The organism is Pseudomonas lurida, assembly GCF_013522705.1.
Taxonomy (GTDB): Bacteria; Pseudomonadota; Gammaproteobacteria; order Pseudomonadales; family Pseudomonadaceae; genus Aquipseudomonas; species Aquipseudomonas quebecensis.
In genome coordinates this window covers 70613-91395 of the sequence record NZ_JAAMRE010000017.1, presented here as the reverse complement: position 1 = coordinate 91395, position 20783 = coordinate 70613, and the positions used below count along the sequence as shown (strand labels likewise).

General features: G+C 58.0%; 12 protein-coding genes and 1 other RNA gene. 6 read left to right on the top strand and 7 right to left on the bottom strand.

All coding sequences use genetic code 11. The features are described from left to right. Window positions 1-155 precede the first annotated feature (155 nt). A complete protein-coding gene (locus tag G7025_RS15560) occupies window positions 156-2597 on the top strand; it encodes a Lon protease family protein (protein WP_181080044.1) in 2442 nt (813 codons plus the stop codon). A 240-nt stretch (window positions 2598-2837) separates the two neighbouring features. Continuing rightward, on the top strand, window positions 2838-3155 hold the full coding sequence (locus G7025_RS15555) for a PA4575 family protein (RefSeq protein WP_181080063.1): 318 nt from the start codon (window positions 2838-2840) through the stop codon (window positions 3153-3155). A gap of 6 nt (window positions 3156-3161) precedes the next feature. Here G7025_RS15555 and G7025_RS15550 read toward each other — a convergent pair whose 3' ends face one another. Continuing rightward, entirely contained in the window at window positions 3162-4985 is a 1824-nt protein-coding gene (locus G7025_RS15550; RefSeq protein ID WP_181080043.1) for a hypothetical protein, read from the bottom strand. A 164-nt stretch (window positions 4986-5149) separates the two neighbouring features. Between G7025_RS15550 and G7025_RS15545 the strand changes: the two genes are divergently transcribed. Then, window positions 5150-5638, top strand: a complete 489-nt coding sequence (locus G7025_RS15545; RefSeq protein WP_181080042.1) for a TIGR00645 family protein — start codon at window positions 5150-5152, stop codon at window positions 5636-5638. Window positions 5639-5653: 15 nt separating this feature from the next. On the opposite strand, the gene G7025_RS15540 is transcribed toward G7025_RS15545, so the two are convergent. Then, entirely contained in the window at window positions 5654-7087 is a 1434-nt protein-coding gene (locus G7025_RS15540) for an ArnT family glycosyltransferase (protein WP_181080041.1), read from the bottom strand. Window positions 7088-7201: 114 nt separating this feature from the next. Further along, on the bottom strand, window positions 7202-8233 hold the full coding sequence (locus G7025_RS15535) for a hypothetical protein (RefSeq protein ID WP_181080040.1): 1032 nt from the start codon (window positions 8231-8233) through the stop codon (window positions 7202-7204). A gap of 786 nt (window positions 8234-9019) precedes the next feature. On the opposite strand from G7025_RS15535, the gene G7025_RS15530 reads away from it, so the two are divergent. The 3 genes from G7025_RS15530 (at window position 9020) to G7025_RS15520 (ending at window position 14813) form a co-directional block, all read left to right on the top strand. Beyond that, a complete protein-coding gene (locus G7025_RS15530; protein ID WP_181080039.1) occupies window positions 9020-10108 on the top strand; it encodes a hypothetical protein in 1089 nt (362 codons plus the stop codon). Window positions 10109-10557: 449 nt separating this feature from the next. Then, window positions 10558-12174 (top strand): site-specific DNA-methyltransferase, encoded by a 1617-nt coding sequence (locus G7025_RS15525; RefSeq protein ID WP_181080038.1) that lies wholly within the window; start codon window positions 10558-10560, stop codon window positions 12172-12174. A 2-nt stretch (window positions 12175-12176) separates the two neighbouring features. Further along, window positions 12177-14813, top strand: a complete 2637-nt coding sequence (locus G7025_RS15520) for a DEAD/DEAH box helicase (RefSeq protein ID WP_181080037.1) — start codon at window positions 12177-12179, stop codon at window positions 14811-14813. Window positions 14814-15263: 450 nt separating this feature from the next. Here G7025_RS15520 and ssrA read toward each other — a convergent pair. The 4 genes from ssrA to G7025_RS15500 form a co-directional block, all read right to left on the bottom strand. Then, window positions 15264-15653: a transfer-messenger RNA gene (gene ssrA, locus G7025_RS15515) on the bottom strand. Window positions 15654-15747: 94 nt separating this feature from the next. Continuing rightward, window positions 15748-16026, bottom strand: a complete 279-nt coding sequence (locus G7025_RS15510) for a hypothetical protein (RefSeq protein WP_181080036.1) — start codon at window positions 16024-16026, stop codon at window positions 15748-15750. Between the two features lie 136 nt (window positions 16027-16162). Beyond that, window positions 16163-18973 carry an FAD-binding and (Fe-S)-binding domain-containing protein gene (locus G7025_RS15505; RefSeq protein ID WP_181080035.1) on the bottom strand — a complete coding sequence of 937 codons (2811 nt, stop codon included), beginning with the start codon at window positions 18971-18973 and terminating at the stop codon, window positions 16163-16165. 70 nt (window positions 18974-19043) lie between these two features. Next, the gene (locus G7025_RS15500; RefSeq protein ID WP_181080034.1) at window positions 19044-20738 is read right to left on the bottom strand and encodes a lactate permease LctP family transporter; all 1695 of its coding nucleotides are present in this window, start codon (window positions 20736-20738) and stop codon (window positions 19044-19046) included. Window positions 20739-20783 lie beyond the last annotated feature (45 nt).

Sequence of the window (20783 nt, the reverse complement as noted above, 5' to 3'; positions counted from 1 at the left end):
AGGGTTCCGTGTGTTTTTATAAAACCGTTGGCGATTTGATGAAATATTTGCCGGTCGCGTCCCGCGTCTAAGCTTTCCCAGAGACCTGCCTTGCCAGAGCGCGCAAGGGGGAGCCAGAATGCCGTTATCTGCCCCGCCTGATGTAAGGAAGCCCGATGCCTGATCCTGTTGCTGCCAGCCTGCGTCTAGCGCCTGATGCGCTGACTCGTCCTTTCTCCGCTGAACAGTTCAGCTTCTCGACCACCAATGATTTGGAGCCCTTTCGCGGTGTGCTTGGCCAGGAACGCGCGGTTGAAGCCTTGCAGTTCGGTGTGGCCATGCCACGCCCCGGTTACAACGTATTTGTCATGGGCGAGCCGGGTACCGGTCGCTTTTCGTTCGTCAAACGCTACCTGAAGGCCGAGGGCAAGCGCCTGCAGACCCCGTCGGACTGGGTCTACGTCAATAATTTCGATGAGCCGCGCGAGCCGCGCGCCCTTGAGTTGCCCGCCGGTGGCGCCGCAGCGTTCATCACCGATATCAATGCGCTGATCGACAACCTGGTGGCCACATTCCCCGCAGTGTTCGAACACCCCACCTACCAGCAGCGCAAGAGCGCCATCGACCGCGCCTTCAACCAGCGCTACGACAAGGCGCTGGATGTCATCGAACGCCTGGCGCTGGAAAAGGACGTGGCGCTGTACCGCGACAGCTCCAACATCGCCTTCACTCCCATGCTCGATGGCAAGGCGCTGGACGAGGCCGAGTTCTCGCAGCTGCCCGAGGCCGAGCGCGAGCGCTTTCATACCGATATTTCCGAGCTGGAAGAGCGCCTCAACGAAGAACTGGCCAGCCTGCCGCAATGGAAGCGCGAGTCGAATAACCAGCTGCGCCAATTCAACGAAGAAACCATCACCCTGGCCCTGCAGCCCTTGCTGGCGCCGTTGTCGGAAAAATACGCGGAAAACGCGGCCGTCTGCGGTTACCTGCAAGCCATGCAGGTGTACCTGCTCAAGACCGTGGTCGAGCAACTGGTGGATGATGCCAAGACCGACGCCCAGGCCCGCAAGCTGCTGGAAGAGCAATATTGCCCGAGCCTGGTGGTGGGCCATCCGGTCAACGGCGGCGCGCCGGTGGTGTTCGAGCCACACCCGACCTACGACAACCTGTTCGGCCGTATCGAATACAGCACCGACCAGGGCGCGCTCTACACCACCTATCGGCAACTGCGCGCCGGGGCGTTGCACCGTGCCAATGGCGGATTCCTGATCCTTGAGGCGGAAAAAATGCTCAGCGAGCCGTTCGTATGGGACGCGCTCAAGCGTTCCCTGCAGTCGCGCAAGCTGAAAATGGAATCGCCTCTGGGCGAACTGGGTCGCCTGGCAACTGTGACCCTCAACCCGCAGATGATCCCGCTGCAGGTCAAGGTCATCATCATCGGTTCGCGTCAGTTGTACTACGCCTTGCAGGACGCCGATCCGGACTTCCAGGAAATGTTCCGGGTGCTGGTGGACTTCGACGAAGACATCCCGATGGTGGACGAAAGCCTGGAGCAGTTCGCGCAGTTGCTCAAAACCCGCACCTCGGAAGAAGGCATGGCGCCGCTGACGTCGGACGCCGTGGCGCGCCTGGCTACTTACAGCGCGCGGCTGGCGGAGCATCAGGGGCGCTTGTCGGCGCGCATTGGTGATCTCTTCCAACTGGTCAGCGAGGCGGATTTCATTCGCCATCTGGCGGGCGACGAGATGACTGACGCCGGCCATATCGAACGCGCGCTCAAGGCCAAGGCCACGCGCACCGGGCGGGTATCGGCGCGGATTCTCGACGATATGCTCGCCGGGGTAATCCTGATCGACACGGCCGGTGCGGCGGTCGGCAAGTGCAACGGGCTGACGGTGCTGGAAGTGGGCGACTCGGCGTTCGGCGTGCCGGCGCGGATTTCCGCCACGGTGTACCCGGGCGGCAGCGGGATTGTCGACATCGAGCGCGAGGTCAACCTCGGCCAGCCGATCCACTCCAAGGGCGTGATGATCCTCACGGGTTACCTGGGCAGCCGCTATGCCCAGGAATTTCCGCTGGCGATTTCGGCCAGCATCGCTTTGGAACAGTCCTACGGCTACGTGGACGGTGACAGTGCGTCCCTGGGTGAAGCGTGTACGTTGATTTCGGCCCTGTCGAAAACCCCACTCAAGCAGTGTTTTGCCATCACCGGTTCCATCAACCAGTTTGGTGAAGTGCAGGCGGTCGGCGGGGTCAACGAGAAGATCGAAGGGTTTTTCCGTCTCTGCGAGGCCCGCGGGCTGACCGGCGAGCAGGGGGCAATCATCCCCCAGGCCAACGTCGCCACGCTGATGCTCGATGAGAAAGTGCTGCAGGCCGTACGCGCCGGGCAGTTCCACATCTACGCAGTGCGCCAGGCCGACGAAGCCTTGAGCCTGCTGGTGGGCGAGGATGCCGGTGAGCCGGATGCCGAAGGGCAATTCCCGGAAGGCACCGTCAACGCCCGTGTGGTCGAGCGGTTGCGCGCGATCGCCGAGATGATCAGCGAGGACGATCTCAAAGAAGCCGAGAAGGAATTGGCACAGCAGGCACTGGCCGAAGCCAAGCCCGCTTCATAACCGGCCCATAGGCGGTGAGCGAACTGGCCTCGCGCGGGCCTGTTCGGCCAACGCAAGGTTGGCAGAAATGACAATAATTTGACTGGTGCCCGGAGGCGCTTGCACCGTTGGTCTCTACGGCCTTGGTTTGTCGTGGTTTTCTTCTATTCTGAAGATTAGGGATATCTGCAGGAGTCGCTGGATAGAGACAGCCTCGCCCACGCGCCGGGGTTGAACACCGATCTACCGAGGGTCGCCGCCATGCCGCGCAACCTCTGTCTTACCCGCCAGTACTTCGGCCTGGCTACCCGTATCGAATGCGTCATTCGCCCTCTCGCGGGGGATGACGGCCTGTGGACGGTCTTATTCGCCGCCGGAATGAGCGGTGAGCAACCTTCAGCCGTCAAATCCCAGGGACCTTTTCGCGGTCCCGTGGAAGCCGCCAAACTGCTCGACTCGATCGTCGAAAATCTGACAGGGCAAGGCTACAAGCATGCCGAGGACCCGCCGATCTGGTGCCTGCACCTGCAGGCTCATCTGCGATCGCTTAACCGCAGCCACGAACAGCTCGCGCTGTAGCCAGGCTTATTTGTTTTCGGGCTTGTCCAGTTTGACCTCGAACCCGTATTGCACGGTGCTCAGGTCGGTGCGCTGATAGCTTTCCAGAACGGTCGGCCGGCCGTAAAAATAATGCACATCAAACAGCGCTGTGCCGTATTCCGCGGCGCGGTGGCTGACGCCCAGGATTTCCTTGAGGTAATTGCCGCTGGCGTCCTTGGCGTAGAAGCGCCAACTGTCGGCCGGAAAGGCTTTCTGATCGACGATCAGCGCGTTGTCCTTGAGCGACAGGCCCTTGGGCAGGGTCGTTGCGTCAATCTGGTTCTTTTCGATGGTCGCCAGGAACAGCGGAATCGAGCCCACCACAAAGGCCGGGGTTTCCGGAAACAGTGTGAGATCGTAGGTGAGGGTGCCGCGCGCCGGGTTCAGCTCATACGCCTCGGTCGGCAACTCGATGGGCTCGCCGCGCTCGCCCTTGTCATCGGCGGTAAAGAAGGTCACCGGCGACTCCCCGCTGTTGCGCTCGGCGCCCACCAGATCATCGTTGAAGGTGAAGGGATGGTCGAACACGATGGTCGCGGCGCTGGCGTCTTCGACGGACTGGCTGATAGTGACGCTGTTTTTGAGTTGCTCTTCGGTCAGCGTGGCGTCTTTGAGCCAGGCCGCGGCGCCGTCCTCATACACCGTGACCGGCATGGGCAGGGCCTGCACGGTTTTTTCCAGGCTGTTTCTGTCGAAGCGCTGCACGGGCAGGTCCAGGTCCTTGCGTGTGATCGACGCCTGGGAAAAGTCCAGCACGTTGACCTGCAGGGTGTCGACCAGGCCATTGAAATAAACCTTGGCGTAATGGGTGCTCTGCTGGTGCTCGAAGGCTTTTCGCTCGTCGTTGAGCTGTTGCTCGAATGCATCGGACCAGGCGTTCTGCTTCTGCATCTCGGCCAGTTGTTTCTGATAGAACGCCACCTGGGCTGCACTCTCATTGATGGCGCCCGCACGGGTGAGAAACTGCCCGGTGCTGTCGCGCGCCTGCACAAGCAGCGGGTTGGGGGATTCATCGCCCACTTGGGGGGCGAGGGGCGCACGGTTGGTCAGTTCGATTTCGGCGTAGTTCTTCTCCAGGCGCAGCAGGTTAACGCTGATCGCGCCCTCGGTGCGCGGGTGGCCCACGTCCTTTTTCGCCAGGTCGAACGTCAGCACATTGCCCGGCGCGATGACTTCCACTGTGCCCTTGAGGCTGACCGGCTGCGGCTGGCTTTTGTTTTCGGTCTCGATGCCGTCGATGAACGGGTAGGTCACCGTCAGATCATCGGGGTTGGTCAGGTTGGAACTGCTGGGACTCAGCTGGATGCCCGGGTCGGTTTCCGACCACTCCGGTTGGAACGGGATGACCTTATGGTTGCTGAGCGTCACGGACTGCCATTCCAGGCTGTGGGGAAACGGGAATTGATCGGGCTGGTTGAAGTTGAACGGAAAGACCGGCTGCAGATCCGTCAGGTAATCGGAGTGAGAGGTCTTGCGCAGCACGAACAGGCCATTGATGTAAGTGTCCACCAGTGCCTGGGGCGTGGGGTAATGCTTGAGCAGAGCCAGGTTGTCTTCGCCGTACTCGGGCTCGATGGGCTTGCTGGCGAGCTTGATCTGCGCGCGTTCGAGCAACAGCAGGGAACCGCCGAGGTCGGCGATGGCGTCGCGCAGCTTGGGGTCCTGGATGCGGTCGAGGGATTGTTCGAACTGCGCGGTCTTCTCTTCGAGCGTGGCTTGTTTTTTTTCGTCACCAGGCGAGCAACCGCCCGCCAGCAGCAGCGCCGCACATAAGCCGATACCGGCCAAAGGGGTTCGCACATCCATCATCTGAGAGTCTTCCTGTCCGACGTCATCGAGCCGAGTTGATGGGCTCGACACTAGCAGAAAAATTCTCTTACAGAAGCCGCTCAGGTCAGTTTTCTCGCGGTTACAGCGCTTTGGTGGCGGCTGGTATACTCGCCGCCATTTCTAACCACGCTGTGTGAGATCCAATGGAACGCTTTATCGAAAATGCGATGTACGCCTCGCGCTGGTTGCTGGCGCCGATCTACCTGGGATTGTCCCTGGGGTTATTGATCCTGGCGTTGAAATTCTTCCAGGAAATCATCCACGTCATTCCCAACATCTTCAGCATGTTGGAAGCCGAAGTGATCCTGCTGCTGCTGTCATTGATCGACATGGCCCTGGTCGGCGGCCTGCTGGTGATGGTGATGATCTCCGGCTACGAGAACTTCGTCTCGCAGCTGGATATCGATGACAACAAGGAAAAGCTTAACTGGCTGGGCACCATGGACTCTTCGTCGCTGAAGATGAAAGTGGCGGCGTCCATCGTGGCGATTTCCTCCATCCACTTGCTGCGCATCTTCATGGACGCCAAGAACGTCGATCCCCAGCACCTGATGTGGTACGTGATCATCCACATGACCTTCGTGGTCTCGGCTTTTGCCATGGGTTATCTGGACAAACTCACCAAGCATTGATACCGCGCGCCGGCCTTACTGTTCGATGAAGTAGTAGGGCTGGCGGTTGACGGCCATCTCCTTGATCACCTTGACCTGTGTGCTCAGCCGGTCAGTATGGTCCAGCAGCGCAACGTTGCCGGGCCTGGCGGCGAGGTAGCTGTGCAGTTGCGCTTCGGTTTGCAGGATCTTCAAATAGCCCTGCATGTAGAACACGCCGGCTCCGGCGATGCGTTCGTTGGGTTGAAACAACACCACATCCCTGCCTTCGGCCTGCAGCGCCTGGATCTGACTGATCAAGGGCACGAACGAATGGCGCACGTCGGCCTTGGGCGCAAACCAGAACGCTGCCGTCAGATAGCAGGCCACCGCCACGGCGAACACGCTGCCGATCACGCGCTTATGGTGCTTGTACAACGCCGGCCTGTGCGCCTGGAGCCACGCCAGCAGCTCCCGCGCATACTCGGCGGCCAGGACCGCGGCGGCGGGCGTCAGGGCCATCAGGTACACCGTGCGTTTGCTTGAGGCCAATGTCAGCAAGGTGAACTGTGCCACCAGCCAGACACTGAAAAACAAGTGGTAGCGATTACGCGCCAGGCTTTTGCGCAAATGCCATAGCCCCAGGTACACGAGGATGTTCCACGGTAAAAATGCTTCGGGCAGTTTCAGCAGGTAGTAATAGAACGGCTCGTAATGCCCGGCCTCGACGAATTCGCCGCTGAAGCGCCCCACGCTGTTGGTCCACAGAACCTCGCCCACCGCCTGCAGGCCGCCGCGCTGGAACAGGAACATCAGCCAGATCAGCAGAGGAATCAGGGCCAACAGGGTAAACGCCGCCGGTTTAAGCCAATCCCCAAGGCGCAGGCGTTTGTCCAGCAGGGTGCTGCTGGCCAGGTAGACGAAAATCACCACGCCGGGCATCGCCAGGCCCAGCACGCCTTTGCTCAAGGTGGCGATCACCATCCCGGCAGTGAACAGCGCCCAGGCGCCGGTTGCCGAACCCTGACGGTCGGGTCGCACCGCCTGGTAGAACGCCAGCAGGGCAGTGGTCACACCGAGGGTGAGCAGTGAGTCCTCGCCCACGCCGCGCACGTTGCTCCAATAACTGGCCATGGTCGCCAGGATCAACGCCGCGCTGAAGGCCAAGGTCTGCGGGCGCCCGAATCTGCGCAGCATCGCGTACAGCAGCATCACGCTGAACAATCCGGCAAACGCCGAGGCCAGGCGTACCGCCCAGGGGCTGGCGCCGAACAGTCGAATCGCCCCGGCGTCCAACCAAAGGCTCAGGGGCGGCTTTTCCAGGAAGGGCTCGCGAAACAGCTGCGGCACCACCCAATCATTGTCCAAGTGCATGGCCATGGCGATCCCGGCGACGCGGGCTTCGGTTGAGCCTTGCAGTTCGTGGTTACCCAGGGCAAAGAAAAACAACAGACCAGCGAGCAGGAGCAGCAGAGGGGCGGGACGCGTCATGGGGTGTGGGTACCGGGCAGTGGGCCGTTCGGGGGAACGGCCTTGGCATCCGGCTAGTATCGGTCGGGGTTTCTGAACATTTCGTGAACGACCGTCGGATTTCTCTATCGGTGTTCAGGGTGCCTGCAAGCTGGGCAGTGCGGCTTTGCCTTGAGGCGTCAGGACCGGTGCCAATTGCTCCCAGGTAAACGACAGCTCGTTGTCGCAGCCGTCGCCGTTGGCCGGTGTCGAAAGTTGCAGGCCCTGGGTGTTGAAGCTCAGGTCAAACCGGGAATAGTCGGTGATCGCCGGGCAGCCCTCGTCGGTACTGGTTTGCTTGACCAGCCAATGGCTGAACGTGGCGGGCAGCGTCACCTCGCCGGAATAGGCGCCATGCCATTGCTGGCGCGCTCCCAGCCATGTCCACGGGTCGACGCCTTCGCCGGTCTGCAGATTAAACGAATGCAACCCCCAACTGATGCCCCTGGCGCCTGTACCGGCAGCCCAGCGATAGAACCTGACCGTTATCCACCGCGACGACCAATAGGTCGGCTCAACCACGATTTCACTGGTATAGGCCGAACCGTTTCGCCCCAGATACTCACGCCGCTCGCGCAGGAAGTCAGCCTGGTCATCGTCGTTAACGGCCAGCGCGGCGAGTTGCCGATTGATCTTCTGCACCGCCGGGCCTTCGCCTTCGAGTTGCAGCGTGACGCGCGCGCCTTGCGTCTTGAGCTGATAACGGTGCTCGCCGAAGGCTTTCTTCTCCACCTTGACCGGCAGCGGCGCCGCTTCCAATGCAGCGTTATACGCATCGCTGCCACAACCGTCGCCTGGCGTGCCCACGCGTTGCAGGGTAATCGGCAGCGGTGTGCCGCCCTTCGTTTTGCTCCACGTGCCTGCCAGCGTATTGCCCTGCAAGCCGCCCAGCGTCCACAACCCGGTATTGCCTTCTTCCACCCACGGCGCATTGGCACTTGCCTGGGTCAGTTGGATGGGCTTGAGGATGCGCTGGTAGTAATAACTGCCATGCTCCCCGCCGGCGCCGTTGAAGCAGGCCGTGATGGCGGACTTGCCCAGCGTCCCCTTCCAGACGCCCGCCAGGTCGGCAGCGCAGGTGAGCAATGGCGTACAGGCGAGGGCGAACACAGCGAGAGGCTTGAGCACGGGTATCTGACTTCCGGATGTCTGATAAAGGCCGACAGGTTAATCGGGACCGTACCCGGATACCAGCCGGGCAAGCCTTGCGGCCCGCCCGTTGCGCTCACTACGGCAGCGCTTGCGCATGAGGGAATGACAGGGTGTCCAGCAAGCGATCGTTTTACGATGCGCTTTGATTTGGCCGCTGGCCATTTTCAAATTTGTTGCCCGAGAGCCCAGGAACGCCCGTGACTCTTAAGCATGGTCCGACTGTGTGGAGTCGTGCTCGGTTCAAGGGCTATGCCCTCTTTCGGAAATGCTATAGGTGTGGAATGATGGCGTAATGCTACAGATTTCGGGCCACCGCACAATTAAAAGGGATTTTATGTCTTACACGTATAGCGCCCAGCTAGCTGAGCTGTCTGCGAACGGATATCAATGTCCGCCAGCAGGGACATCTCCGATCCAGCGAGATGCATGGAGATGGGTTGCAAATCCGGTAAGCGTGCAATGTTTTGCTCCGGTGGCCGTTCGAAACCCTCCTCGCTTACTTCGCTCCTCCGCCCCAGACGAGAAGTGCTCATGCTGGGGGTTGTCTATGCATCTGTCGTATGCACAAAGCGTGAGCGCTTTCCAAAGCGTTCAAAAAAGCTTTCGCATGGCTCGTAAGGTGTTTGGTGGGCATGTAGCCAATGTTTTAATCACGCCAAATGATGGTGCCTGCACCGCGGCGGATCGTTATGGCCATTTTGACTTTCATCCATACGCGACGGGTAGCGTTCACAATAATGTATCTGCGGTGAGAGCAATTCCATGAGCTTTCCCCGTATTGAAGGTCAAAAAATAGATGCTCGGACTCTCTCTAAGCATCAGTGGAATGCAGACCTCATTGAGTTTGAGGGGCCTTTGTTGAGTCTTTATAAAGGTGAGGCTGGTAATGACTTGTTGTACGCTTGGCTCGATTGTACTGCGAGTCGTAACCGTTGGTGCATTATACCAGTGGACCGAAAGTCTCTCCGAGATTATCTAGAACAACAGAAAACACTAAGAGATCTATACGTCGAATCTGAATGGATTGTTATATTTCATACAGGAGCATCTGCAAAGCGTAGTGCTTTTCTTCGTACAAGTTGGGATAAGCTGCCTGAAATTTATTTGCCCGACATTGATTCCTACCTTACTCCTGAGATAGCGACCCTTGCGGCGGAAAAATTGGCTGAGGAGATTACGGAAGCTTATTTCCTTGGTTTGGATGGCGAGCTGTATATAGACGATTTTTCACTCGTCCCTAAGATATATCAACAGCTATATTCATTTCACTACGGACTGGAACATCTTGATCGTGCAGCGGTCCATGGCGCCTTGAGTAAACTTGCAGGCAGTTGGACGGGTGGGTTCAGCGCCGTCCACCTGTTCACGGGGTTAAACTCCGTTACGCCCTCTATTCACAGGGCAAAAGTATCAGAGATACACTTTGCCTCTCCAGGGCATATCAAGCTTGACCTGCTGCCTGATCTTGCTCGTAGGATTGAAGTATCAGCTCACCAAGTTTCTGATGAAGCTTCTTTTGTAGCGCTAGAGCAATATTATTCAACAGTGTATCGTTATTTCAAAGATAATAAAATATCCGGGTTTGATGACGAAAGGGCGGTATTAGCCACTCTTGCTCCTGAAGTTCTAACTCGCTTGGAGGAGTTTGTTGACTTTTTCTTCAATTTGATGAGATGGGATGACTATCGAAGTGGCTTTGATTTCTTAAATATCGATGCTCTACATCAGCTGCGAGTTTTACTTGCTTATTATCGTAGGCTTAGAAAACTTAGACCATATCTGATAGGCGGCAATCTGTTTTTAGGTCAGTCCCGAATTCTCGGAGCCTCCGGCTCGAGTGCGGTAGAGTAAACGAAAGGTAGAAAGCTATGCTGCCGCGTAGGCGTCAGGCGTCTACGTGGCGGTTTAACGCCCTGATTAGCGCTGGCTCCAGTGGAGTTTACGAGCGCGATCCCAGACTCCAGCTCCACGGCCATCTGAGTTTGGTTTTTTCCTTCCGCGCTTTACAGCGGCTCGGTGCCGGTGGCTTCGGGACGCCCGAGGCTTGTCGCCTTCACCTATAGCTCGATCTAGCCCCGTTGAGTTCGTTCAAATAGTAGGTCTCATCCGAATCCGGTTTTGCTTCACGATCGCTGCACGGTCAGCCAGTACCGCCCTCAGTACGTTAAGACCTTGACGCACGGTGGGAGCGCGGTGATGGGCCCTCATAAGCTGTCAGATGTCATCTCTTCGGTGTCGCCAAGCTGGCCCGGCATCCTCCGGTTGAAGCATACTTGCGGCCTGTTTTATAGGAGCACTGGATGCCACTTCTTTCTTGGTACAACCGCGACGAAGATTTGACCCGCGCCGCGCTCGCTCCATACCGCCTCCTAGAGCCGGTCGCAGAGCACTCTTACGGAGAGCCGGATTCTTCAAACCTACTCGTAAAAGGCGACAATCTTGAGGCCCTTAAGGCCTTGTTGCCTTACTACGGTGGTCAGGTGAAGTGCGTTTACGCCGATCCTCCGTTCAACACGGGGCAGGCCTTTGATGACTATGACGACAATCTGGAGCACTCCATTTGGTTGTCAATGATGTACCCAGCAATGGAGTTGACCAGAGACCTGCTGGCGGAGGACGGGACACTTTTTGTTCATATCGATGATAACGAGCTTGCTTATCTGACCGTGGTGCTTGATGAGATCATGGGCAGGAAGAATAGGGTGGCTCTCATCACCTTCAAGCAGGGTGCACCTACTGGCCACAAGGCGATCAATCCAGGAACCGTCAACACCACGAATTACATCCTCATCTATGCCAAAAACAAGGCAAAGTGGCGGCCAAAGCGAGTCTTCACTGGGCGTGAACGCGATAAGCGTTACGGCAGATTTTTGGTCAACCCAGAGTCGCCTCATGCAAGCTGGAAGTTTGTGACCTTGGCAGCTGCTGTAGCGGCGAAGGCAGGAAAAAAAATGGCCGAGCTGAAGAAGGAGCTTGGCGACGCATTGGAAGGCTATCTGAATGATTTTGTGATTACGCACGCTAATCAAGTATGTCGTTCCGCGCGACCAGATTATGAAGCTGTTGGTCAGGACGTTCGGCAGGCAATTGATGCGTCTCATGCCAACCCCGCTGAGGTCATTCTTCTTGAGCGAACGAAGCATTCCGAGATGTATTTTCTCGGAGGTGAAAGGATTCTTTTCTATTCCTCGAAGCTGAAAGAGGTGGATGGAGAATTGGTTGCGGGCGAACCGCTGACCACGCTGTGGGATGACCTGCTTTCAAACAACCTTCATAAAGAAGGAGGGGTGGAGTTCCCAAAAAGCAAGAAGCCCGAAGCATTGATCAAACGGTGTCTGGACTTGGTAACCGAGAAAGGTGATCTCGTGTTGGATTCCTACTTAGGTTCAGGAACTACCGCCGCAGTGGCCCACAAAATGGGCCGCCGATGGATTGGTGTTGAACAAGGAGATCACGCGGAGAAAAAATGCCTGCCGCGTTTAAAAGCAGTTGTGGACGGTGAGCAGTCCGGAATATCCAAGTCAGTGGGTTGGAATGGTGGCAACGGTTTCCGTTTTTACAAGCTGGGCGTTCCCATCTTCGACGAAGATGGCCACATCCATAAAGGCATCCGCTTCGAACACTTAGCTGCGCATGTCTGGTTTGCTGAAACAGGCACCGCCCGTTCTGTTCATGCCTCTAAAGAGGCTTTTCTGGGCGGGTACAACGGGGTTGGGTATTACCTACTATTCAATGGCATCTTAGGAGATCTGAGTAGTGAAGGAGGAAACGTACTCACCCGTGCTTTGCTACGCAAGTTGCCTCAGTCCGATGGGCCGAAGGTAATTTACGGGGAGTCGTGTTTGCTCTCCGATGAGCAACTACGCGAGCTGGAAATCACCTTCAAGCAAACTCCTTACGATATCAAGGCTCGTTGAATATGGCTCTCTCTCTCAAAATCTATCAAAAGCGCGCACTGGCGAGCTTGGAAAGCTATTTAGATGATGCGCGGCTTAAGGGGCCAGCGCAGGCCTTCGAAGAGAACGTCGACAAGGGCTTGCTCAGTCAGTACAAACCCATGCCAGGCCAGCCGGACGTCCCTTACGTTTGTTTACGCATCCCTACTGGCGGCGGCAAGACCGTGATGGGGGCGCACATCATCAAGTCCGCTGGACAGACGATCTTGGAGCGCGAATACCCACTGGTCCTTTGGATGGTTCCGACTACCCAGATCAAGTCCCAGACGCTTGATGCTTTCCAAAACCCACGACACCCTTACCGTCAGGAACTGGACGAGACCTTTGGGGGGCAGGTGGCTGTATTCGACGTGGCCGATTTCGCCCAAATCCGTCCTGCTGACTTGGGCACTAAAGTGTGCGTGATCATCGGCACTGTGGCGGCGCTGCGTGTGACCGATAAGGAAGGCCGTAAGGTATATGAGCACCATGAGGACCTAGAGCCTCACTTTGCGGGTTCGACTGCCGATCTGGATTACTTAGATAAAGGGCAAAACAGTAAGGCTTTGGCATCGTTTGCCAATCTGCTCAAGCTCCATGGTCCATTGGTCATTATGGACGAGGCACACAACGCCACTACGAAATTGTCCTATGAGGTGTATGAACGGCTCGCGCCCAAGGCCGTAGTAGAGCTCACCGCTACGCCGGATGCCAATAGCTCCAACGTTTTAGTCAGTGTGTCGGCGTTCGAGCTCAAAGACGAGAATATGATCAAATTTCCAGTGGTGCTGAAGGAGCACGCTGGACAGTGGGAAGTAGCGGTCAACAGCGCAGTGGCTCGGCGTAACGCTCTAGCCAAGGTCGCGCTGGGCGAGCCTGACTATATCCGGCCCATTCTGCTCGTTCAGGCTGAGAGTGCCAGAGGCACCGCCACTGTGGAGCAGGTGAAGAGGCACTTGGTCGAGGTGGAGAAGCTTCCTGAGGCAGCCATCGCCATTGCCACCGGCGACCAACGTGAGATCGATGGGGTCGATTTGTTCGCCAAAGGCTGCCCAATCGAAGTCATCATTACCAAGCAGGCGTTGAAGGAAGGATGGGATTGCTCATTCGCCTATGTCTTCTGCTCAGTGGCGCAGGTCAAGAGCGACAAGGACATCCAGCAGCTTTTAGGTCGAGTGTTGCGGATGCCGTATGCCACGAGGCGCAAACAGGAGGCGATGAATAAAGCTTATGCCCACGTGACGACCGAACGTTTTGGGGCAGTGGCTGGGGAGTTGACCGACGCTCTGGTCAAGATTGGTTTCAACCCAATGGAAGCCGCTAGCGGTATTCGAACCGATCTCAAACCTAGTGACGATCTGGATCTTCAGGGCGGTTCCAGCAATTTGATATCCATCCCGGTGGTCCGAGTGTCGGTGGTCAAGGAGCCAGATTTAAGTAATGCCCCGGCCGGTGACTACCAGCGAGTACTCTTCGTACCCAACCAGGAGGGCCAGGGAGGGGTGGTGGAAGTCACCGGTGAGGTGGACGCCGCCACCACCGATGCCATAGTTGACGCAGTGCACGCCAAGCAGCGCGAAGAGACGGAAGAGAAGTTGCGGCGTCATCAGATGATGGCCTTGGCGGCCAAGGCGCCCAGCGAGAACGGGATTGTCTTCAGCGTGCCACGCCTGTGCATGGTGGAGCAGGGTGAACTGGAGTTCATTGAGCGAGGCATGGTAGCCGCTGACTTTAAGTGGGACCTGCTGGCCAGCCCGCCCGATTTGTCCAGCTTCAGATTCAATGATGAGAGCAAGACGTTCGAGGTGGACCTGGATGGTAAAGGTGTGAGCTATCACCTTATCAAAGACGACGTGGCTACATATCTGCCGGGTTTCTCCCACGATAGAACTGCTACCGATCTTATTGGGTGGTTGGATCAGGAGACCCGCGACCACACTATCAAGCAGCCAGTGCTGCGCGAGTGGTTGCGTAGAACCATCGACGGGCTTCTGGGGCGCGGTTTCTCGTTGGAACAACTGCTGAAAGGCCAATTCGTCCTTCGCCGGAAGCTCTCCGAGCAACTGGCGTCAGCTAAGGTGGCTGCTTACAAGAAGGGTTTTCAGCAAGCGCTATTTGAGGGTGGGCTGGAGGTGGTAACCAGTGATGGTCCTGACCACGCGTACACTTACCCGGCGGATATGACCGCATATCCTGCCCATTACTACTACCAAGGACCATACCGGTTCAAGAAGCATTACTACCCTGTACCCGGTGATTTGAACTGGAAAACGGGGAAGGGCAAGGTGACCGAGGAGTTTGACTGTGCTCAGGCCATTGAAATGCTTGACGAGGTGGAATTCTGGGTGCGCAACCTGGTCCATCCGTCTCAGTTTTGGATGCCTACCTCCAAGCAACGCACCTACCCGGACTTCGTCGCCCGTCTGACCGATGGGCGTCTTCTCGTAGTCGAATATAAGGGCGGGGATCGCATCACAGCAGATCAAGAGAAGGAGAAGAAGCTAGTTGGTGAGTTATGGGCTGCTCGTAGCAATGGTAAAGGTGTGTACCTCATGGCTCAACAGAAAGATGATCGGGGCAACGGCATTAGCGAGCAGTTGAAGTCCGCCATCGGCGCATAGCGGACTTTGTAGTAAGGCAGGACGTCATCCTTGAGACTGGATGTCTCAGGGGTGGCGGTTTGTAGTCGATTCATCTTGGCTGAGTTCGTGTTTCTGCCTGTGCCTATACCAACTTGATAGCCGCTTAGCCCCGTGTTCGCGCACTAGGCAATATTCGAACTCATATGGTCCGGGCGTGTTTCTTCCGATGGGCCGCTATGCTTCTAGTCAGTGTGTCTCCGAATCTATCCACAAAATCCCTTTGGTAATTCACGAGGCGCATCACGGCGGCCGGTAACAATACGGAAATAGAAGGTTCCGTGGCGGTTGAGGGTCCGATAAGAAGGGTTGCGCTGCATGGTAGGCACCGGAAATGCCTCAACTGAATGTCACACCTCAGTGGCGCACTAGCCGAAAACGCTAGCTCCAGACAGCACAACGCCCCACGAATGGGGCGCTGTGTAAGGATAGTGGTGGAGCCGGGGGGATTTGAACCCCCGTCCGCCAGTACTCCGCTGTCGGTACTACATGCGTAGCCGTGTCTATTAAGTTAACCCTTGGCGACCCGACGGGCAGGGTGCTTTGGGCGAGTTGTGTAAGTTTTAGCCGCTTCGTCCACAACGTACTGCACGGCGATTCTGTTCTATATGACAATCATTTTGGGTTTACAGACATCCCCTGATGATTGCTGGGCCCGAAGGCACCAGGAGTGCATGTCAGCTGCAATTAAGCAGCGAGAGCAGCACCGTATTGGTCGTCATTGGCAACTATAAGAAGTTGCAACAGTGGATTTACGAGTTCTGTTACCAACTCGGCATGCACCTAAAGTTTCGCAACCGGCGTCGAATCCTAAACGGCCCCGTGCTTGTAACTCGTTGTTTCATAGTGAGTGACAAGCCTGTGCAGTGTACGCCAAACGGTCACGGAAGGCCAACCCGAAGGTTGGCACATTCGTTCACTGACCGCCTTTCTCGCTATTTTGCAGGTCCTGAAGCGCCTTGGAGGTGATCTCGATGCACTTCTTGTCATCACCCGCCGCATGGGCTGCTTTGGCTTGAGCCACCGCCGTGTCGATTTCACCGCTTTTGCCGCTGGTGTCGGTGGCGAGCAGTGCTTTGCCGTTGTTGATTTTATCCAGGTTGATCTGGCACAGGTCTTTGTCACCGGCAGCGAAAGCGGAAGGGGCCAGCATCGCAGCGGTAATGAACAAGCCAGCAAGAGCGGAACGCTTCATTGGGTATCTCCTTGCGAAAAAAAGCTGGACGCTGCTGGCGTTCGACGGCTGCCAGCGACATCAGTGAAGGCCTCGTTTGTCCAGGCCTGTTCAGATGACTACGCCGGCGCGCAGGGGTTCTGTTTTTTTGCAGGGTTTAATGGACGCGGGCCTGGGTTACCCGGTCCACCAGGTAGACCAGCCCGTGGTAATCAATGCCGCCGTGCTGGCTCAGGCCGATCTCGCAGGTGCGGCTGGTGGAAATGCCTTCGCTGCAAAATTGCACCGCATCCTTGAGCGACCGCAGCGAATGGGCATTGAGTTCCGGCGTGGTGAAGCCCTTGTCACCGGCAAAGCCGCAGCAGTGAATGCCCTCCGGGACGATCACGGTACGGGCGCAACGTCGGGCCAGTTCGATCAGCGCCTGGCTTTCGCCCAGATGCTGGGTGCTGCAGGTGACGTGCACCGCGATGGGCGCTTCCTGTGGTGTGAAATCGAGACGGTCGATGAGGTGCGTGCGGATAAACCGCACCGGGTCATAGAGGTCCAGGCGGGTTTCGCCCAGATCCTGTACCAGGCGCAGGGTGCAGGGGCTGGTGTCGCAGTAGATGGGGTCCAGCCCGCCGCGACTGGCGTGGAGCAGGGCGCCGATCAGTTCCTGACGCTTGTGCTCGGCCTGTTCGGCATAACCTTTGGAAGCGAACGGTTGACCGCAGCACAGGTTGTCCTGATTTTCTGGGATAACCACTTGGTAACCGGCTTTTTCCAGCAGGCCACGGGTTTTGTCGTACAGCGACATCTGCTCCTTGTCACCGGCTGCCGGGCCCATTGTCCGTGACACGCAGGCTGCCAGGTAGACCACGCGAGGTCGTTCGTCAGTGACCGGTGGGCTGAAACGAATGGCTTTTTCCGGCTGCGGCATGGCCGGGGTCCACTGAGGGATTTGCCCTTTGGACAGACGTGTTGCTGCGCCGGACAGTTTGGCCAGGCGCGGTGCCCCCAGCAGCATGCGGGCGCCATTGGCGACATGCAGGGTAAAGCGCGCGCCTTGCAACGCAGTGGCGAAATGGGTGGCGAGCCATTCGGCGGTTTTCGTACGGTCGGCGTCCCTTGCGCGCAGTTTTTTCACCAGATCGCCGGTATTGATTCCCACAGGACAGCGTTGAGCGCAGAGGCCGGTGGCGGCGCAGGTCTCGATGCCCTGGTAGTGGTAGGCCGCCTCCAGTTCGGTGGTATCGACCCCGGCGCGTTTTTTTGCCTGGATGTCGCGCCAGATCACAATGCGCTGGCGCGGGCTCAGGGTCAGCCCTTTGGATGGGCACACCGGCTCGCAGAACCCGCACTCGATGCATTTATCCACCAGCTCATCGGCGGCGGGCAGCGGCTTGAGGTGCTTGAGATGGATCTGTGGGTCGTCGCTGAGCACCACATCCGGATTGAGAATGCCGCTGGGATCAAGCAGGCGCTTGAGTTGCCACATCAATTGGTAGGCGTCGCGGCCCCATTCCAACTCGACGAACGGCGCCATGTTGCGCCCGGTACCGTGTTCGGCCTTGAGCGAACCGCCGAATTCTACCGCAACCAGCTGGGCGACGTCATCCATGAAGGCTTGATAGCGGGTGACTTCCTCACTGCTGTTGAAGCCTTGGGTGAACACGAAGTGCAGATTGCCTTCCAGCGCGTGTCCGAAAAGGATCGCTTCGTCGTAATGATGTTTGTCAAACAGCGCGATCAGGCGGTTTACGCCTACGGCCAGTTGCTCGACCGGGAACGTCACGTCTTCGATGATCACGGTGGTACCGGTCTTGCGCACAGCACCGACGGCGGGGAAGGTGTCTTTACGAATCGCCCACAAACGTGCGTTTTCCACGGGGTCTTCGGTGAAGTCGACCTGTTTTTCCACCGGGAAGCGGGCCAGGGAGGCCATGATCAGGACGAGCTGTTCCTGCAGCAATGAGGACGTTGCCGCGCGGGATTCGATCAACAGTGCGCAGGCATTTTCTGAAAGGTGCTGTACGAATGCAGGCATGCCGGGTTTGTTCTGCACCGAGCGCATGCTGCGTCGATCCAGCAGTTCTACGGCCGATACCGGCTGGGTTTTCAGCACGGTGACGGCGTTGCAGCAAGTTTCCACATCCGGAAAAACAATCAGTGCCGACGCCTTGTTCGGATGATCGACCACAGTGTCGTAGGTGACCGCGCTGATAAACCCCAGGGTGCCCTCGGAGCCCACCAGCAAGTGGCTGAGAATCTCCAGCGGGTCGTCAAAGTCCACCAAGGCGTTAAGTGACAGGCCTGTGGTGTTTTTCAGACGGTATTTGTGGCGAATTTTGGCGGCCAACTCGGTATTTGCCCGCGTCTCGCGTCCCAGTGTCGCCAGGCGGTCCAGCAGTGCGCCATGCTGCGTGCGAAAGGCGCTGACGCTGGCAGGGTCTTCCGTGTCGAGGCGGCTGCCGTCGGCCAGTACAAGACGGATGCCGGCCAGGGTGTGGTAGGTGTTTTGCGCCGTGCCGCAGCACATGCCGCTGGCGTTGTTGGCGACAATGCCGCCGATCTTGCAGGCGTTGATGGAGGCCGGGTCCGGACCGATCTTGCGCCCGAACGGCGCCAGCCAGGCGTTGGCCTGGGCGCCGATCACGCCGGGTTGCAGGCGGATCTGCGTGCCTTGGCCACGAATTTCGCGACCGTTCCAGTTATCGCCCAGCACGATCAGTACCGAGTCGCTGATCGCTTGCCCGGACAAACTGGTGCCGGCGGCACGAAAGGTGACGGGTACTTGGTCGCGTTGGGCCCATTGCAGCAACGCCACGACTTCGTCTTCAGACTCTACGCGGATCACCAGTTGTGGGATCAATCGATAAAAACTGGCGTCTGTGCCGAATGCGAGGGTAGAAAGCGGGTCGTCGAAGCGTCGACTCTTCGGAATCAGCCGTGCGACGTCAGTCAGGAAAGCGGTAGGCAGACTCATCAGTCCTCCAGAAGTAGCTGACGCCGGCGTGATTGTCCGGCGTCGATTCTTACCCTGTTATGTGTAGTCTTCAGTGCACCAGCATACCGGTGAACCAATAAGCCTGAGCCAAGGTGATCAGACCGACGATGGTGGCAAAGAACAGGCTGTGCTTGAGGGTAAAGCGGAACAGGTCGGATTCCTTGCCGACCAGGCCGGTGGCGGCGCAGGCCACGGCGATCGACTGCGGCGAGATCATCTTGCCGGTGACGCCACCGCTGGTGTTGGCCGCAACCAACAGCGTGTCGTTAACACCGATCTGGTGCGCGGTGGTTGCCTGCAGCGAGCTGAACAGTGCGTTGGACGAAGTATCGGAGCCTGTCAGAAAAACCCCCAGCCAGCCGAGGAAAGGCGAGAAGAACGGGAAGGCCGCCCCGGTGCCGGCCAATACCAGCGCCATGGTCGACGACATGCCGGAATAGTTGGTGACGAAGGCAAACGCCAGCACCATGCCAATCGACAGGATCGGCCAGCGCAGTTCGTAGAACGTGTCTTTCAAAGTGGTAAGACCAGTTTTTACGTTGATCTTCAATACCAGCATCGAAATCAGTGCCGAGAAGAAAATCGCGGTGCCGGTGGCTGAAATCGGATCCAGTTTGAACACCGCCGGGATCGCCGTGGGGTTGGTCACAATGGGAGCGACCTTGATCACCAGTTGATCCAGGTGTGGGATCGCGAAGTTGAACACCCAGCTGTACATCGAGCCGCCTGCGGCGAACATGGCCTTGAATGGTTTAAGGGTCCAGATCGTTACCAGCACAGTGAGGATCAGGAAGGGCGACCACGCTTTGAAAATCTGCCCGAGGGTGTAGGGCGATGCGACGGTGCTGCGTGGCTGGCCGAACCCGCCGACGCTGGCGGTTACCGCCGCGCTCGACGTGGCGCCGGCAATTTGCGCGCCTGCGGTGCGCTTGGGCTGCCAGACTTTCAGGAACAGGGTCAGGGCGATCAGGCTGGCGAGCGCCGAGGTGATGTCCGGCAGTTCCGGGCCAATGAAGTTCGAGGTGAAGTATTGGGTGACCGCAAAGCTCAAACCGGCTACCAGGGCTGCCGGCCAGGTTTCGCGCACGCCGCGCAGGCCGTCCATCATAAACACCAGCCAGAACGGCACGAACAGCGACAGCAAAGGCAGTTGACGGCCGGTCATGGCGCCGATCTTGAAAGCGTCGATGCCGGTCACTTGGCCTGCCACGATGATCGGGATGCCCAGCGCGCCGAATGCGACGGGTGCGGTGTTGGCAATCAGGCACAAGCCGGCAGCGTACAGCGGGTTGAAACCCAGGCCGACCAGCAGTGCAGCGGTAATGGCCACCGGGGCGCCGAAACCGGCCGCGCCTTCCAGGAAGGCGCCAAAGCAGAAGCCGATCAGCAGCACCTGCAGGCGTTGGTCGTCGGTAATCGACAGAACGGAGCTGCGAATGATCTCGAACTGGCCGCTCTTGACCGTAAGCTTGTAGAGGAACACGGCCGCGACAATGATCCACGCGATGGGCCATAGGCCGTAGGCAAACCCGTAACCGGCAGCGGCCAGTGCCATATCGACGGGCATCTGGAAGGCAAAGATTGCCACCAGGATCGACAGTGCCAGGGTAATGCTACCGGCCACGTGCCCTTTGAGGCGGAACACTGCCAGAGCCAGGAAGAAGAATACGATCGGGATGACGGCGGCCAGGGCGGACAGGCCGAGGCTGCCGAGTGGGCTGTAAAGCTGTTGCCAGGTTTGCATATGGGGTGGCCCCTAATTGTTGTTGGTCAGGCACTTTTTAGTCGA

Coding starts and splice junctions, on each gene's coding strand:
- G7025_RS15550 (WP_181080043.1), bottom strand. CDS start 4,985: ATGATGGATGTGCGAACCCCTTTGGCCGGTATCGGCTTATGTGCGGCG.
- G7025_RS15505 (WP_181080035.1), bottom strand. CDS start 18,973: ATGAGTCTGCCTACCGCTTTCCTGACTGACGTCGCACGGCTGATTCCG.
- G7025_RS15555 (WP_181080063.1), top strand. CDS start 2,838: ATGCCGCGCAACCTCTGTCTTACCCGCCAGTACTTCGGCCTGGCTACC.
- G7025_RS15525 (WP_181080038.1), top strand. CDS start 10,558: ATGCCACTTCTTTCTTGGTACAACCGCGACGAAGATTTGACCCGCGCC.
- G7025_RS15500 (WP_181080034.1), bottom strand. CDS start 20,738: ATGCAAACCTGGCAACAGCTTTACAGCCCACTCGGCAGCCTCGGCCTG.
- G7025_RS15560 (WP_181080044.1), top strand. CDS start 156: ATGCCTGATCCTGTTGCTGCCAGCCTGCGTCTAGCGCCTGATGCGCTG.
- G7025_RS15520 (WP_181080037.1), top strand. CDS start 12,177: ATGGCTCTCTCTCTCAAAATCTATCAAAAGCGCGCACTGGCGAGCTTG.
- G7025_RS15530 (WP_181080039.1), top strand. CDS start 9,020: ATGAGCTTTCCCCGTATTGAAGGTCAAAAAATAGATGCTCGGACTCTC.
- G7025_RS15545 (WP_181080042.1), top strand. CDS start 5,150: ATGGAACGCTTTATCGAAAATGCGATGTACGCCTCGCGCTGGTTGCTG.
- G7025_RS15510 (WP_181080036.1), bottom strand. CDS start 16,026: ATGAAGCGTTCCGCTCTTGCTGGCTTGTTCATTACCGCTGCGATGCTG.
- G7025_RS15540 (WP_181080041.1), bottom strand. CDS start 7,087: ATGACGCGTCCCGCCCCTCTGCTGCTCCTGCTCGCTGGTCTGTTGTTT.